General features: G+C 47.6%; 20 protein-coding genes. All 20 read left to right on the forward strand.

Annotated features, from left to right (window positions below):
- Positions 1-7: 7 nt before the first annotated feature.
- The 20 genes from CFH81_08775 (at position 8) to CFH81_08870 (ending at position 14,057) form a co-directional block, all read left to right on the forward strand.
- The gene (locus tag CFH81_08775) at positions 8-670 is read left to right on the forward strand and encodes a hypothetical protein (GenBank protein ID DAB40278.1); all 663 of its coding nucleotides are present in this window, start codon (positions 8-10) and stop codon (positions 668-670) included.
- Positions 667-861, forward strand: coding sequence for a hypothetical protein (locus CFH81_08780; protein ID DAB40279.1), 195 nt, complete (start codon positions 667-669; stop codon positions 859-861). Before CFH81_08775 ends, CFH81_08780 begins: the two co-directional genes overlap by 4 nt.
- Positions 862-889: 28 nt before the next feature.
- Positions 890-2,041: a hypothetical protein gene (locus tag CFH81_08785; protein DAB40280.1), complete on the forward strand. Its 1,152-nt coding sequence runs from the start codon at positions 890-892 to the stop codon at positions 2,039-2,041.
- Between the two features lie 11 nt (positions 2,042-2,052).
- Positions 2,053-2,619 (forward strand): hypothetical protein, encoded by a 567-nt coding sequence (locus CFH81_08790; GenBank protein DAB40281.1) that lies wholly within the window; start codon positions 2,053-2,055, stop codon positions 2,617-2,619.
- Positions 2,620-2,728: 109 nt separating this feature from the next.
- Complete coding sequence (locus tag CFH81_08795; GenBank protein DAB40282.1) at positions 2,729-3,343, forward strand: hypothetical protein; 615 nt, start codon at positions 2,729-2,731, stop codon at positions 3,341-3,343.
- Between the two features lie 12 nt (positions 3,344-3,355).
- Positions 3,356-3,955: a hypothetical protein gene (locus CFH81_08800; protein ID DAB40283.1), complete on the forward strand. Its 600-nt coding sequence runs from the start codon at positions 3,356-3,358 to the stop codon at positions 3,953-3,955.
- A 2-nt stretch (positions 3,956-3,957) separates the two neighbouring features.
- On the forward strand, positions 3,958-5,640 hold the full coding sequence (locus CFH81_08805; protein DAB40284.1) for a hypothetical protein: 1,683 nt from the start codon (positions 3,958-3,960) through the stop codon (positions 5,638-5,640).
- Positions 5,641-5,720: 80 nt separating this feature from the next.
- The gene (locus CFH81_08810; protein ID DAB40285.1) at positions 5,721-6,035 is read left to right on the forward strand and encodes a hypothetical protein; all 315 of its coding nucleotides are present in this window, start codon (positions 5,721-5,723) and stop codon (positions 6,033-6,035) included.
- Position 6,036: 1 nt separating this feature from the next.
- The gene (locus CFH81_08815) at positions 6,037-6,495 is read left to right on the forward strand and encodes a hypothetical protein (protein ID DAB40286.1); all 459 of its coding nucleotides are present in this window, start codon (positions 6,037-6,039) and stop codon (positions 6,493-6,495) included.
- A gap of 21 nt (positions 6,496-6,516) precedes the next feature.
- Complete coding sequence (locus CFH81_08820; protein ID DAB40287.1) at positions 6,517-7,266, forward strand: hypothetical protein; 750 nt, start codon at positions 6,517-6,519, stop codon at positions 7,264-7,266.
- Positions 7,263-8,003 (forward strand): hypothetical protein, encoded by a 741-nt coding sequence (locus tag CFH81_08825; protein DAB40288.1) that lies wholly within the window; start codon positions 7,263-7,265, stop codon positions 8,001-8,003. The genes CFH81_08820 and CFH81_08825 overlap by 4 nt, the downstream gene beginning before the upstream one ends.
- Positions 8,004-8,015: 12 nt before the next feature.
- Complete coding sequence (locus CFH81_08830) at positions 8,016-8,534, forward strand: hypothetical protein (GenBank protein ID DAB40289.1); 519 nt, start codon at positions 8,016-8,018, stop codon at positions 8,532-8,534.
- Positions 8,535-8,550: 16 nt separating this feature from the next.
- Entirely contained in the window at positions 8,551-8,865 is a 315-nt protein-coding gene (locus tag CFH81_08835; GenBank protein ID DAB40290.1) for a hypothetical protein, read from the forward strand.
- Positions 8,862-9,308 carry a hypothetical protein gene (locus CFH81_08840; protein ID DAB40291.1) on the forward strand — a complete coding sequence of 149 codons (447 nt, stop codon included), beginning with the start codon at positions 8,862-8,864 and terminating at the stop codon, positions 9,306-9,308. Before CFH81_08835 ends, CFH81_08840 begins: the two co-directional genes overlap by 4 nt.
- Entirely contained in the window at positions 9,305-9,583 is a 279-nt protein-coding gene (locus tag CFH81_08845) for a hypothetical protein (protein DAB40292.1), read from the forward strand. The genes CFH81_08840 and CFH81_08845 overlap by 4 nt, the downstream gene beginning before the upstream one ends.
- Positions 9,584-9,839: 256 nt before the next feature.
- Complete coding sequence (locus tag CFH81_08850; GenBank protein ID DAB40293.1) at positions 9,840-10,385, forward strand: hypothetical protein; 546 nt, start codon at positions 9,840-9,842, stop codon at positions 10,383-10,385.
- Between the two features lie 13 nt (positions 10,386-10,398).
- The gene (locus CFH81_08855) at positions 10,399-10,638 is read left to right on the forward strand and encodes a hypothetical protein (GenBank protein ID DAB40294.1); all 240 of its coding nucleotides are present in this window, start codon (positions 10,399-10,401) and stop codon (positions 10,636-10,638) included.
- 1 nt (position 10,639) lies between these two features.
- Complete coding sequence (locus CFH81_08860) at positions 10,640-13,264, forward strand: hypothetical protein (protein DAB40295.1); 2,625 nt, start codon at positions 10,640-10,642, stop codon at positions 13,262-13,264.
- Positions 13,249-13,782: a hypothetical protein gene (locus CFH81_08865; protein DAB40296.1), complete on the forward strand. Its 534-nt coding sequence runs from the start codon at positions 13,249-13,251 to the stop codon at positions 13,780-13,782. Before CFH81_08860 ends, CFH81_08865 begins: the two co-directional genes overlap by 16 nt.
- A complete protein-coding gene (locus CFH81_08870) occupies positions 13,779-14,057 on the forward strand; it encodes a hypothetical protein (protein DAB40297.1) in 279 nt (92 codons plus the stop codon). The genes CFH81_08865 and CFH81_08870 overlap by 4 nt, the downstream gene beginning before the upstream one ends.
- The last annotated feature ends 119 nt before the right edge of the window (positions 14,058-14,176 follow it).

Genomic DNA, 14,176 nt, shown 5'->3' on the forward strand with positions numbered 1-14,176 from the left:
AGCAACAATGCCAATGCCAGAAAAAAAAGGCATGCGTAAACCGGTGACCAGAGAAGATCTTGATCGTTCAAAAATGCAGGTGAATAAAGATCAAGCCAGATATGAGGTGATGAAAAATGACTTTGAGTCGTTTCGGGCTTCCAGAGAAGAAGACTTTAAGAAGAATATAAAGTCCATCGTCTCCGAAGAGGATATGGATGCGATAGAGCTCGGCGGCGATCCGCTGAAGATCTATGAGATCATCAAAAAATATGAGCAGGAGTATATCTCGGATAAGATCGAAGAAAAAAGAGAAGATCTTGAAGCGTTTGAAGAGCAGCTGCATAAAAATACGGCGCTTGTAGAACAGCTTGAGATCGAGGCGCAGTTTTTGGAAGAAAATCCTGACTTGGATTTTGAAGGGCTGATCGACTTGCTTGAGAGCGGACTGAGCCCGAAAGAAAAGCAAACGCTCATGGAAGCTTCCGGCGGAGACAGTATGGAATTCTTGAAGCTTGCGAAAGAAAGGCTTGGAGGAGCCGCAAAAGGAGATACCGGCAAAGAAAAAGAAGAGGATCCTATGCGCCTGCCTACCGACTTGAGTTTTGCAGCCGGAGAGACAGGAGATGTGGACGGCGGAACGGAAGGGCAGGATGACAATGAGTACCTGGCTTCGATAGGACTTGCATGATGGATAACACAACTAGAACAGAAGAGAAAAGATGGGCACTTGAAAGGGATCTTGACGTACTGAGACGTGCCATAGGGATCGCAAAAGACAAAAAAAGGCTCAAAGAGGTACAAGACTTCGCCAAAGAAAGAAAAGCGGAACTTGAGATGATAGAGGATGCCGGCTATCTTGAAAAGATAGGGCTAAAATAGATAAAAACAAAGAGTAAAGGATAATATAATGTCAGCATTGATTACGGCAAGCGCCTTCGCGGAAAAAGACCCGAAGGTATTGGTAGGACACGCAAAAGAGGTGATGGTCGCAGCAACGAGAGCTTCTGCTTTTTCTTCGTTGAGAGGAACAGATGATAACTCGATCATCAAAACACAGCTCGAAGACGGAAAGAGCACGATCGTAACGATGAGTATGGTCGCGCCTCTGAGAACGCTCGGCGTAAGAGGCAATACGTCACTTGATAATACAGAAGGCAAGATCAAGCGTATGTTCATGGATGTTCGCGGGAATGTCATCGCGGAAAGCGACATCTCTCAAAACAAAAAACTTTTGTCACGATCAAGCTGGCAGACATTTAGACGAGACGCGAAGAATGGATTGGCTGAGTGGAGAAAATGGCTTACTGATTGCGAAATTTTCTCCAAACTGTCACGCGACTGTACAAAAATCACCGTAGTTCAGGCAGACGGAACAGTCTCTGAAAATCCTGCTGATCTGGCACCCGGCGATACCTTCGGCGCGGCCCATCTTGATGCGGCGTACAGCAGAGCCAAAAACGGATATACAGACGCTGCGGATAAAAGACACCCAAAAATGAAACCGTACCGTGTTGAGATGGGGCAGGTCAAGGGGCAAACCACTGAAGTAGAGGTTTTTGTGATGCTTCTGGGGACTGCTTCGATCGAAGCACTTGGGCAAGACCCGTTGTATCTTGAGAAGGTCAAAGAGCTTTCCGATGCGGATAAAGAGAAATTGCCTTTTGCCGGAGGCATCGGGCTGTACGATAACAAAATGGTGATCGTAGACAAGGGAACATGGAATGAAGAAGACCCAGGTATCGTAAGATCTGACACTGCAGACTGGACGGATATCAACGGCCAGACGATCGGCGGGTTTAGCCAGTATGCAGGTACGGGCGTGGCGACAGAAGTGAACCTCCTTTTGGGCGCAGGCGCAGGGATGGAACCGTTCCAGGCGGTTCCGGACTACGGTGAAGACGGCACAACCATCGACAGCGGCAGAAAACTGAAAGTGTATGTTGACCAGTTCTGGGGATTTGAAAAATTCCGGCCTCAAGGTAAAACAGCAGAAGAGCAGGCGCTTGCATGGCATGATGAGGATTATGGCGTGCAAGCAGTTATCGCGGCAGTCGTATAAAAGGAGAGATGATGGCAGTCTATACTCCAGGTATGCTTGCTGTTGAATATGTGGGGGGTTTCCCCTACGTTGTAAGGGAAGTAAAATATGCGCGGTTTGAGCCGTCCGTCACGCTCGAAGAAGGGGATATCATTTTCCTTCCTATGCTGTCTGCCATGATGCTGTTGAGGCGAAAACATCGTCTTTTCCGGCCGGCAACAGGTAAGCCGTTCTTCAACTCAGATGCAGCTGAAATCACGAAAGAGAACATCATGGACGTTACCACGGTGAGTGATGAGATGATCATGGGAGACCAACCTGAAGGAGAAACCTTCTTTGAAGAAGATGCAGCTGAAATCACGAAAGAGAACATCATGGACGTTACCACGGTGAGTGATGAGATGATCATGGGAGACCAACCTGAAGGAGAAACCTTCTTTGAAGAAGATGTAGCTGAAATCACGAAAGAGAACATCATGGACGTTACCACGGTGAGTGATGAGATGATCAGGGCGGCGTGCCGATCGTACGGCATCAAGACAGGCAAAAAGACGAGAAACGACCTTGTCGCGCTTTTGCTTCCTTTTCTTGAAAAATAAGCTATGGCTTCCGCCATAGCGTTTGGATGTTTTTCTCATGGTATCAAGTGTCTTCCTCGCGTTGCGAGTGTTTTGATGCCATGGCAAAGATATACCCAAAAGGAGACACATGATAGACGTAAGTATGCTGACCCTTTCCATCCGAACCAAGATAGGCGATACGGACGCGGCAAAATACCGTTTCAGCGATATGCAGATCATCGATGCGGTTAATGCCGCGCTCGATGAGTTGAGCGAAGGGCTGCTATGGTCTGTACGTACCTGGGTGATACCGTGCAAGGACGGTGTGGGAAGGTATGCGCTTCCGGATGATTTTCTGCGCCCTGTGTATGCTTCCTTCAACGGAAAAATCATCAAAGAGATAGAAAGCCTTGAACATCGCGCGATCTCTGACAACTTCAGCACCGGCATAGCGTATGACAACCGTACGCTGCATCTCTTTCCTGAGGAATCTATCCGTGCTTCTGATACAGTAGAGCTATATTACAACAACTATGAGAACATAAATGACAAGAGCGATACTCTCGACCTCCCAAACGGATACAAGCTGGTGATAGAGTACTATGTGCTGCATCTTTTGTATCAAAATCCCATAGCCAACAATCATATGCAAAAGAGCGCCGAAGCGCTGCAGCTGTTTGAGCGACGCCTGGAGAAGATCAAGGGTATCACTCGCGCGAATGTGCAGAGCAAAAGGGTGAGAAGCCCGTACAATAAAGTATAACAGGAGTGCAATATGGCGTATGATGTGAGTATGTTTATGGCTGACGTAGAGACAATCTCTGATGAGCTTCGCGAAAACAGCATCTATAAAGATGCCAAAGAGAGCATCGAAAAAGCAATGGATAATGTAGAAATCTCCAGTGAAGAGAAAAAGAAACTTCTTTCAGGGTATCTGCAAAATTTCAGCATTCCTGCGCTGCAGATGGCATTTGACGCTGCAAGCAAGATCAAGCTGCTAGAGCATGAAATAGAAAAAGCGGCTTTTGAAAAGCTTCGCGTGCTTGCAGACATCAAAAAGAATTACGGCTTTGGTAATGCATCGGCTGAAGCAGGTCTGGGTGAAGATACGAAAGACGGCCTGGTCGATGAGCAGAAAGCAGGGTTTTTTAAAGATCAAATCTATAAACTGGCCAAGACGCTCTCAGAAAACTCCTACATGCTAGCGCAAAACGACGTCCCGACACCGGAATGGATGGCGGATGCAATCAAGCTTTGCTCTGAATTTCTCTCTGCGGGCAAAATCGATATAACAGTGGACAGAACCCTGCCGGAAACTGTTACCACGGTGACGTATAATGCTAATGCTACTACCCCTAACGGGCTAGACGTGTAACGATGGCGGCGATCCGGCTCAACACGTATGACGGTTCGCTTGATCTTGGCGAAAACATGCGCGCAAACTTTTTGGCAGACCGTCTGGCTAAAAACAGATGGGGCAAAAAATTTGCCAGACTGTACACAAGGCATATGGGCGCAAAAAGCATCGGCGGAATTGACGTGGTGGGGACGTACGACTACACTAAAGGAATGCGTGCGATCACGACAACGCTGGATGATGCGTGGGAAGAGCTTGACCGAGCGGAAACATTTAAGAGTATGCTTCAGGAGAATCTTTCTGTCAATATAGCTGGAACATGGCATGTCGCCGGAGCGCTGAAACACAGTTTTTTCTCTGTGCTTGCAGAACAGAGCGATACCTCTTCGTTGTTTTATACCCCTGTCGTCAATGTGACGGGGCTTCGTATTTCTTTGAGCATAGAAACGGACGGGGGAGACGGAAGACGAGTGTCATACTTCCATACCACCGGAAACAGTGATACCAGTGCGAGCATCCTTGAGCCGCTCGAAGAAGCCGATGATACCTGCGGGGTGTATCTGTATGACAATACGGCAACGCCGTACGGGCATTATGACGGCGGGCTGAAAGGCGGCACGACACATGACAACGTGCTTAGCAGTTACGGCATAGAAGATACGGCAAACCCTGCATTTGCAGCAAACCAGGAAGATAGGTTTGCTGCGATATGGAGCGAACTGGAATACTATGGCGGGATGATCGCGAAGCTGCGCCTGCCTGAACATGAAGAATACACACTTCCGCCGCCGTTTTCTGTCGTGATAGGGCTTGGTCAGCTATTTGACTATCTTGACAAGCGCATAGAGACGCTAAACGAGACGATCGAGACGCTAGAAAACGATGACGGCAGGAAGGGCGAGGATATCGAGCTGCTTGAGCATCTCGGCGTCGCCGATACCCTCAGCGAAAACATCAGCGACCCAGGCGAGATCAAGTATATCTGGTTTGAGTTTTTCAAGAAAGATGTAGAGATACAGTATGTATACAATATGGACACGCAAACCTATGAGCCTGATCCTAGCTCTCCGTGGTGGGAAGCCGAAGAGTTTGACGAGATACGCAAGCATGTGAAGAATTTCCATGAGTATTGCGTTTTGGATGTCAGCATCGGTGCAACCGTGTATGTCAAGAAGGAAGTGCTTTCGCTTGCGGGGTGGAAGATATTTTGGTTTGTTTCTGCGTTTTTGGGTACGGATGCCAAAGCGAAGGACAAATCGTTTTTTGAGAAGCTGCTGAGTTTTGTGCTGCTGGTCGTAGCAATCGTACTGACGGTACTCTCAAACAACCCGATGTGGCTCAAAGTGCTGCTCGTGACTACCACCGTGATGGGATATATGGGGGTATTGACTCCTGAGCTTGCGCTGGCTGTTGCTATCATCAGTTTCGGGTACGGACTCTACAGCACGGACTTTTCCTCGTTGAGCGGCATGGAAATGTTCAAGTTTGCCGTGCAAAACATAAATATGGTGATGAAAATCGTGCATTTGTACGATGCGGTAGGGCTGCAAGAGCGTCTCGAAAAAGAAGCGAAAGAAAAGAATGACGAAAAAAGCATCGCACAGATGCAAGATGATGCGATGCGGTACATCTACTCTGATGCGTACAGCCAGTACGATGAATTTTATTCTTTGCTGTACCGTTACGAACCCATTTACCTGTGATCTAAACTTCCCCCCCTTTTTTTTCTGCAGTTTTCTTTTCTATACTTAGGACCATATGACTTTAAAAAAAGGACAGAGATATGCCAATGACAAACTATGGAACATTTACACCGGAGCTTTTATTCAAAGATCTTGCAGGAAGCTCTTTGATGGGGGCGCAAACGGTGCAGCCGAATGTGGGAGCTCAAACAGAAGAAAACACCTCCGGAATATTGTCAGATATTGGCGGCCTGCAGGGGATATCGTCTCTGCTGGGCGCCGTAGGCGGCATCATGGGCGCAAGAGACGAATCTAAATGGAGAGAAAGGCAAGAACGCCGCGAAGAAGCACGAGTAGCACGCGAAGAGCGCAGACAGGAAAAGTTTGAATCTGATATGAACAGGGCATGGAACTAGAATGCGGACTGTGGCGCTTGCAACGCCTTTGGCAGAAGGCGACACCTTGACTGTAGAAAAAAGAAGCCGGTATCTGCATCCGATAGGTTGCGATATCGTGACGTTGACGGCAGGTGCGGGCGGCATCGCGCAGGCCGAACTTGAAGAAACGGCGCAAGACGAGTGTTATGCTGCCGTGTTTGCAGGCGGGAAAACGCTACCGTTTTGGGTGTATGAGGGTGAAAGCGTACAGGAAATCGACCTTACAGGCCCTATCTATCCGCGCAACGCGATACAAAATTATGAGGGCCGCATCGAAGAAGCAGCGGCCAACGCTGTGCGCATGATAGATATGAGCGTATGCGGATATCCGAATGTAAACCAGGAAGACCAGCGTCTTGGGTGCCGGTATGCTGCATACGAATCAGGCGAAGAAGATATGCGCGTCTGTGAAATAGATACAGCGATAGGTAATCCCTAATAGAATAAAAAAGAGGCAAAGATGAGCACATGTGATAAAGAAAACGGGTTTGCGGCGAAGCTGAACAGCGTTTATGGGTGGCTGACGGAGTTGATGCCTAGCCTAAGTGCGCTTTTGGGCATTGTGGACAGCAAGGACGAGATAATAGCGGCGGCTGATGAAGCCACGGAGGCTAGCAGTGAAGCGCAGCTGCGCGTGTGGGAAGCGCAGGCGAAGATGCTTACGGCGGACAGCTACGCCAATGAGCTTTCGGGCGTTTTGGTGAAGATATATAGCAGCAACGGGGACGGGACGTTTAGTTCTGTTGATTCGGACGAGTACAGTGCGCTGCATTGGGCAGGGGTATTGGAAACTTTGGGTACCGGAGGAACGGTGCTCGAGCTTGATCTTGCTCCTAAATTGGGCGGCGCGCTTGACTGCAACTTGAAGACTATCAATAAGAGTGCCGTAAGGCAGATCATCGACGCAAGTGTTTCTGCCGGAACGCATACGTTTGATTATGCGAACGGGGATATGCAGCAGCTGACAGTTACGGGCAATATGGCGATCGCTTTTAGCGGTTTTCCTGCCGGGCAGGTTTCTGCGTTTATCATAGATGCCGTAAACTGGGGAAGCTACACCGTGACGCATCCTGTAGGTATGCTATTTGGCAACGGTGAAGCCCCAATCTATACTTCTGCCGGGACAGACAGACTTTTGGTGACATGTGATAAAGACGGAATTTTCACGCTTAGCGTAACAGAGCAGAATATCAAGGCGGTCGTCGCATGATGATAGCTAAAAAAATGATGACAGCAAAGAAGGATAAGCTTGTTTATGTCGGCGGCAAAGTATTTACCGCAGGAAGTGTGGGCGCCGCCGGTCTGTCTATACCTCTGACGGATTTGTCTGGGGGCATAAACTCGGAGCCCTCTGAGGGCGATATAGTAATCGTAGCGAATGCAGTGTCCGGGCAATCTGCATACACTCTTACGTCATATTACCCTGTCGATTTTACCACGCTAGCGTCTGTGACGGCTACAGATGCAAATAAAACAACTCTTAAACTTTCGTATAAGATTATGGCAGCAATACCAGATACGAGTATAAGCATCCCGACAAACGCAGACTCATATACAGGAAACGCCGTGATCGTGCAGGTGTGGCGAGGTGTAGATCCTTTGCTTCCTATAAGAGATCTTTATGGTTTTTATATGGCTGCTACGCATATAGACGGCGCGCACCCTAATCCTCCCGTGTGTGAGCCTATAACAAAAGGAGCAGTTGTAGCTGCTTTCGGCGCAGAGGGATGCGCAGGCATGGTCGGAGGGGTATTTTCTTCTGGTGATCTTGAAAAGTTCATTTCTGGTCTTGGTGAGGCTGCGAGTTATATCGGCGTAGCCTGCGCCGGCGGTTATAAAAGATGCAGTGAATATGACGCCGTAGACCCTGCGTCGTTTAGTTTTTCAGGTACCGGCTCGGCAGATAATGCATCGGTAAGTTTTTCAATCGTACTCAATCCGGCGTAAAAGGAGAAATAAATGTACGCAGAAATAAAAGACGGAAACATAACAAAAATAGTAAGGCCGGGGGGGAGTTATAAAAATATCTCTTTTGGGAAATTGGCACAAGATCAAGAGTACCTTGATGCCGGGCTGTATAAGCTCATGGAAGAAACTCCGGTTACTACCGAATACCAAAAACTTGGCGGGGAGATCATCGCAATAGACGAAGCTTCAAAAACGGTCACACGCACGAAAGAAGTGCTTGGTATAAGCCTCGAAGAGATAGAGGCTGCCGATAAGAGAAAAGCTCAAAAAGCAAGGAAAGAAGCCATGCTTGCAGGTGCACCGTACACGCTCAATAACACGGTGTACCAAATCTCTTTTACTTCGGATGATGCCAACGGCCTAATGCAGGTGGGCAAAGCGTTTGAGCTGGGGGTAACAAGTACCGTTGTGAAATTTGAGAATGGCACTACTATGCCGGTCACGCCTGCTGAATTTAGCGATTTTGCTGTATGGTTTGTAGCAGAGCGCAATAGGTTTTTTGTGAATTAAAACAGGGAGATGAGGGATGAGGGACTTTTTACTTTTATTGACGGCGCTAATGCTGTTCGTGCCCGTTTTTGTGGCGGGCACGGTGATACATCTGAGGAAAGAATTTAAACTTCGACATCGTTTTTCGATGACTGGTTATGCGTACAATATCGCGCTGCATATTGACCGCGCGGGGGGTGCGATGCTTTTCAACTCTGAAAACAAGACGATCTCCGCGATGGCGTACGAGAAAAATATCCGATGGCTTGTGGTTCTTGTTAACTGGATATTTCGCGACCAATACCACTGCCTTCATGCCTGGCAGGATGAGTTTGGGAGGGCAAAACTGTGAGCGAGGCATATACTACATGGATGATCATCTACAACACGCTGCTCGCAGGCTTTGCAATGTTTTTGACGTACCTGGGGCTAAATAAAGAAGCGTTTACGCTGTTTGCCGCGCTTCTTTTCATCGACTACCTGACGGGCGTGGGCAAAGCGGGAGTGCTGGGGCAAAGCATCACGTCAAACAAGATGAAGTACGGCATCGCCTCGAAAATGGTGCTGCTCTTCATACCTATCGTGCTGGCTATCGGGGCGAAGATCATCAAGCATGACGCTGAGGATATACTCTTTGTGGGGATCAACATCCTGGTGCTGAGCGAAGTGTACAGCATCATCGGCAATATCTACTCCATGCGTACCAAAGAAGAGCTTCCTGAGATCGACGCGGTGGCCGCGATAGGCAAATTCATCCGCGACAAACTCATCGCGCTGAGCGGGGGTGAGAAATGATGTATCAGTTCAGGGTTTATCTTTACGCGGCAGTTATTTTGGGCGCAACAGCGTTTCTGTACTTTTGGCATTACAAGCCCATGGGTGAGCTTGAAGAGGCAAAAAAAGAGATCGAAGCCAAAGAGCTCATCATCGATCTAGGCAAGCATGACAAAGAAAAAGCGGTGTTTGAAGCGAAACAGCAAGCGAAAAAAGAGACGCTGCAAGATCAAAAAAAGGAGGTACACGATGAGATCAATAGTTCTGTTGGTCATCATATCATTTGGATTCGTTAGCTGCGGCACGCCAAAGACGCACTATGTGTATCTGCCGTGTCCGAAGCTGCAACTTTATGAGCTGAATGTTACGGAAGATGTGCCGTTTGCATTACATTATGAGGTGCAAAAATGAGTAGAAATGTCGTGCTGGAGGAGAAAGAGTTTAAGACGCTGGTCGAAGAGCTTCAGAAGCTTAGAGAAGAGAAAAAAGAGCTGCTTAAAGCTAATGAGTTTTTGAACGGACAAATAAGAGAATATAACGAAAGGTTTGCCAATGAGCATCAAAGAAAAGATCATCAATAGCATCATCGACATCGAGGGCGGCTATGTGAATGACCCAAAGGACAGCGGCGGCGAGACGAAATACGGCATCACTAAAGCAACGGCATACGCGTATGGATATGCAAAGAACATGAGAGATCTGCCGCGTGAGCTTGCGTTTGAAATCTACGCGAAAAAGTACTGGGACAAGCTCAACCTTTCTCTGGTCGAAGCGCTATCCCCTGCGCTTGCCGAGGAGCTGGCGGATACGTCGGTCAATATGGGGCCGCAAACTGCCGCGAAGTTTCTGCAAAGAGCGCTGAATGTGCTCAATATGCAGGGCAGAAAATACGACGATCTGATCGTGGACGGCGACCTGGGGCAAAAAACGCTTGTCGCGCTTCGGGCCTATTTCGCGCATCGCGGGATAGCAGGCGAGACGGTATTGCTCCTGCTTCTCAACAGCTTGCAGGGCGCAAAGTACGTATCTCTGGCAGAACGAAGAGAAAAAGACGAAGCTTTTATCTTCGGCTGGTTCCAAAACCGAGTAAAAATCTAAAAAAGGAGAAGAAATGACACAAGATCTTATAGTGACTGAAACGCAAGGATGGGTAGCGATCCCGCTGGGTGCAACGGCGTTTTCGCTCAACAGCGACGGAAGAGCATTTTACGGCCAGGCCGCATCGGCCGGCGACCTTGCGGGTGTGAACGGCGCGCGAATGGTCAGCTATGTGCCGTACCTGATCGACGCGAGTGAGCAGTATTTCGTGCGCGCGGTGGGCAGTACGGCAATATTAAGCTTGGAGGTGTGATATGAGACAAGGCGGATTTGATCTGAGAGTGAGATACAGCAAGGCGGAGATTGACGCGAAGCTAGAGGCACTTGAACAGCGAACTGTATATTACGGTATAGGCGTACCTGGAACTATAGGCTTCGGCGTTGCTCCTGCGAGGAAAGAAAAGTACGAAGCGATCGGAGCAGTACCGTATGATGGTCACGATGTGGACGAATCGCCAAATAGAGGGCTATACTTGCACACGGCAAGCGGTTCTACGTTGTGTCACATTCCAAAACACTACTATAAATATGTTGGCAATATAGCCACTTTAAGTGATTATCCACAGGACGGTTATGTTCTTGACAGAAGTTTTATAAACGGCGGGGTAGAGCTTGACGGTGTTTTTATATTTATAACTCACGGAAGCAATAATAGCGGGAAATTAAGTGCGAGAAAAGGATACGCGCCGCTAAGTACCGGCACAGCAAACAATCCAATAAATGCGCTTAGCACTGCTCCGGCAAACAATCTGGGCGGTATATATAAAGCAGCAAAGAGTTGCGATGCTAGTGCTTTTGCCACTCCCATGTGGCACTTTACGATGCTGGCAAGACTTGCCAAGGCACACGGAGAAGCTTCAACATCTACTGCAGTTTGTGCCTTTGTAGATGTGCTTCCGAAGCATCCCAAAGGTAACAACAACAATGCGCTAAAAGACTACAATGATACAAGCGTAACGTTTACAAGCGCTGGTAATGCAACTTATCCGAACTGCGCTCTAACGGGTTCAGGCGTGCCTTACCCAAAGACAACGCACAACGGTCAGCAAAACGGCGTTGCTGACCTGAACGGCAATATATGGACAGCCTGTAGCGGGATGACATACCGCGCCAGAACGGGTGCCACTGGAATAAGCGGCACAACCGCCATAGCACTGACTGCACACGGGTATGCAGTAGGGGACAAGATAGCATTCGGCGGCACTCCTGCGGTGGGGTCAACGTTTGACACTGTAGTGTATACGGTTGCTTCCGTCGTGGATGCTGACAATTTTACGATAGATGTTGCGCTGGCAAGGGACATCCTTGCTACGAATGGCATCTATACGGGCAAAACTTTCTACATATTGAAAGAATCTGTAGATATTACCGCAATGCAAGATGATAGCACTACAGCGGGGACTGGTGCGTTTGATATGAGTTTGTACGATCAGGTGGATTTGTCAGATCTGATCAACCCGTCTACAAAGGACCAGTGGAAGAAACTTGGTAATGGCACGGAGCAGGTGTTCGACTTCAACACGGACAGAAATACCAACGCCTACAAGAGAGCTTCTCTTGGCATACCTAGACTACTTGGACAGTCTGCGGGAGGCACAACCGAGTACGGTAACGATGGTATCTACTCGCATCTCCGGCACGATTGTGTGCCGATGGCCGGCGGTAGTTGGGACTACACTTCCAATGCCGGCCCCGGGACGTTCAATTTGAACAACAACCGTACGAATTCCAACAACAATGTTGGGGTGCGCGACTGTATCTCCAAACCTGAAGCAACAATGGTTGAAACTGGAAATATAGGGGTATATTGTCCTGCTATTAGCGAAATCAACGGCGAAGTCGGTCTTTTGAGTAACGATGTTGAAAATCAGACCGGAGCCACAAAAAGAACAGGAAACCTTTATGAGGCTTCTTTCAGTATAGAAAATCTGCATGCTGCGTTCATAGATGCAAGAAAAGGGAAAAGAAAAAAGAAGGCGACGCTTGCTTTTGAGAAGAACCTTGGCGCAGAGATATACGCTTTACATCAAGAACTTAAAGCCGGTACCTATGCGCCAAAGCCGTATATTACTTTCAAGGTGTATGAACCTAAAGAGCGTATCATTTATGCGCCTCACTTTCGTGACCTTGTGGTACAGCATGCGATATATAGAACGATCTACCCGATATTTGACAGGACGTTCATCGATCATTCGTATGCGTGCAGGAAAGGCAAAGGCACTCATGCTGCTAGTGCGTACACGCAAAAAGAGATGCGAAAGTATGACGGCGATCTGTACTATGTGAAGCTGGATGTGAAGAAGTTCTTCTACTGTATAGACAGGGAGGTGCTTAGAGGGTTTTTTGAGAAGAAGATCAAAGATGCGCGCTTCGTGGATGTGATGATGCAGTTCACGGACATGGGTACGCCAAAAGGGATACCTATAGGAAACCTTCTCAGCCAGCTTTATGCGTTGATATATATGAACCCTGTGGATCACTTCATTAAGCGTGAGCTGAAAGCTAAGTCATATGTCAGGTATGTGGATGATATGGTGGTGATTGGTGTGAGCCGTGAGAGGGCAGTGCAGATCAAGGATGGGGTAGAGTCCTTTCTTGGCAGGGTGCTGAAGATGGAGTATTCGCACTGGATGATTAGCAAGATCAAGCGGGGTATCAACTTTGTGGGGTACAGAACGTGGAAAAGTGTGAAGTTTGTGCGAAAGCACAGTATGTATAAATTTAGAAAAGCGATGAAAAGATCGCAAATTGAGTCAATGGCTTCTTTGGTATGGCATGCTAGCGGCACCGCTACTTTGCGCTACTACAGGAAGCTGTTGATTGAAGACGGGATTCTAACAAAACTATCCAAAAGGAGCCAACTATGTTTAAGTATGTGAGATATGTGCCGTTCGCTGATGAGTTTACGACACATGAGTTTTTAGAGAAAAATGAGAAATGCAAGATACATCGTTTTGATGTGCCGTATGTGTCTGTAGAGTGTGGTACAGAAGCGGACTTCGCGGCGTTGATAGTATATCAAAATCCGCTGATCGAAGCAACAGAGATATTAAAAGAGGAATTTGCGGAAGCGGTTAGAGAGTCACTACAGGTGAAGCGAATGTACGATATAGCAAACGAGCAATTTGTCAAAGAGTGTGTAGTAATTTCGGAAAAATATACACAAGAAGAAGTGAGCACTTGGGGCATTCAAGTAGCAGAAGCAGAAGCTATCAAAGCGAATACAGCAGTAGCAACACCTTTTTTGGATGCACTTGCTCAAGAGGATAATATAACAATAGAGCAGGCAGCAGACAAGATCCTATCTCTTCGGGATCAACAGTCTGCCTATACAGCCGCAGCACTTGCCAGAAAATGGCAAGTGCTGGCAGAACTTAAAGCGGAGGTGGGGTTATGATAGAAAAAATATACACTTTAATGGGAAAAATAGGCATAACAAAAGGGCAAGATAAAATCTTGCATTTTGTTGCAGGGTTTGGGATCGTTGCCGTGTTGTTCTTGGTTTTTGAGGACTACATTGCGTTTTTCGCTATGTTGTTTTTCGCATTCGGGAAAGAGGTGTACGACAAGTATGTAAAGAAGACGGAAATTAATTTTTTTGATTTCTTTGCCACATTGCTAGGCGGTATGGTGGGCTTGTTTAGTGCAGGCCTTTTGGCAGGATTCGTTTGAAAGGAAAACAAAATGTTAGACACAAGAGATTATAAACTACTACAAAACCAGGACAAACGAACGAAATGTATCGTCTATACCAGAGTGATGGGTTATCATAGACCCGTTGAGAGTTTTAA

This window comes from Sulfurovum sp. UBA12169 (genome assembly GCA_002742845.1).
In the GTDB taxonomy this organism is placed as follows: domain Bacteria; phylum Campylobacterota; class Campylobacteria; order Campylobacterales; family Sulfurovaceae; genus Sulfurovum.

What these genes read in the sequence shown, in the direction of transcription:
- CFH81_08775 (DAB40278.1), top strand. Translation starts at nt 8, where the DNA reads ATGCCAATGCCAGAAAAAAAAGGCATGCGTAAACCGGTGACCAGAGAA.
- CFH81_08780 (DAB40279.1), top strand. Translation starts at nt 667, where the DNA reads ATGATGGATAACACAACTAGAACAGAAGAGAAAAGATGGGCACTTGAA.
- CFH81_08785 (DAB40280.1), top strand. Translation starts at nt 890, where the DNA reads ATGTCAGCATTGATTACGGCAAGCGCCTTCGCGGAAAAAGACCCGAAG.
- CFH81_08790 (DAB40281.1), top strand. Translation starts at nt 2,053, where the DNA reads ATGGCAGTCTATACTCCAGGTATGCTTGCTGTTGAATATGTGGGGGGT.
- CFH81_08795 (DAB40282.1), top strand. Translation starts at nt 2,729, where the DNA reads ATGATAGACGTAAGTATGCTGACCCTTTCCATCCGAACCAAGATAGGC.
- CFH81_08800 (DAB40283.1), top strand. Translation starts at nt 3,356, where the DNA reads ATGGCGTATGATGTGAGTATGTTTATGGCTGACGTAGAGACAATCTCT.
- CFH81_08805 (DAB40284.1), top strand. Translation starts at nt 3,958, where the DNA reads ATGGCGGCGATCCGGCTCAACACGTATGACGGTTCGCTTGATCTTGGC.
- CFH81_08810 (DAB40285.1), top strand. Translation starts at nt 5,721, where the DNA reads ATGCCAATGACAAACTATGGAACATTTACACCGGAGCTTTTATTCAAA.
- CFH81_08815 (DAB40286.1), top strand. Translation starts at nt 6,037, where the DNA reads ATGCGGACTGTGGCGCTTGCAACGCCTTTGGCAGAAGGCGACACCTTG.
- CFH81_08820 (DAB40287.1), top strand. Translation starts at nt 6,517, where the DNA reads ATGAGCACATGTGATAAAGAAAACGGGTTTGCGGCGAAGCTGAACAGC.
- CFH81_08825 (DAB40288.1), top strand. Translation starts at nt 7,263, where the DNA reads ATGATGATAGCTAAAAAAATGATGACAGCAAAGAAGGATAAGCTTGTT.
- CFH81_08830 (DAB40289.1), top strand. Translation starts at nt 8,016, where the DNA reads ATGTACGCAGAAATAAAAGACGGAAACATAACAAAAATAGTAAGGCCG.
- CFH81_08835 (DAB40290.1), top strand. Translation starts at nt 8,551, where the DNA reads ATGAGGGACTTTTTACTTTTATTGACGGCGCTAATGCTGTTCGTGCCC.
- CFH81_08845 (DAB40292.1), top strand. Translation starts at nt 9,305, where the DNA reads ATGATGTATCAGTTCAGGGTTTATCTTTACGCGGCAGTTATTTTGGGC.
- CFH81_08850 (DAB40293.1), top strand. Translation starts at nt 9,840, where the DNA reads ATGAGCATCAAAGAAAAGATCATCAATAGCATCATCGACATCGAGGGC.
- CFH81_08855 (DAB40294.1), top strand. Translation starts at nt 10,399, where the DNA reads ATGACACAAGATCTTATAGTGACTGAAACGCAAGGATGGGTAGCGATC.
- CFH81_08860 (DAB40295.1), top strand. Translation starts at nt 10,640, where the DNA reads ATGAGACAAGGCGGATTTGATCTGAGAGTGAGATACAGCAAGGCGGAG.
- CFH81_08865 (DAB40296.1), top strand. Translation starts at nt 13,249, where the DNA reads ATGTTTAAGTATGTGAGATATGTGCCGTTCGCTGATGAGTTTACGACA.
- CFH81_08870 (DAB40297.1), top strand. Translation starts at nt 13,779, where the DNA reads ATGATAGAAAAAATATACACTTTAATGGGAAAAATAGGCATAACAAAA.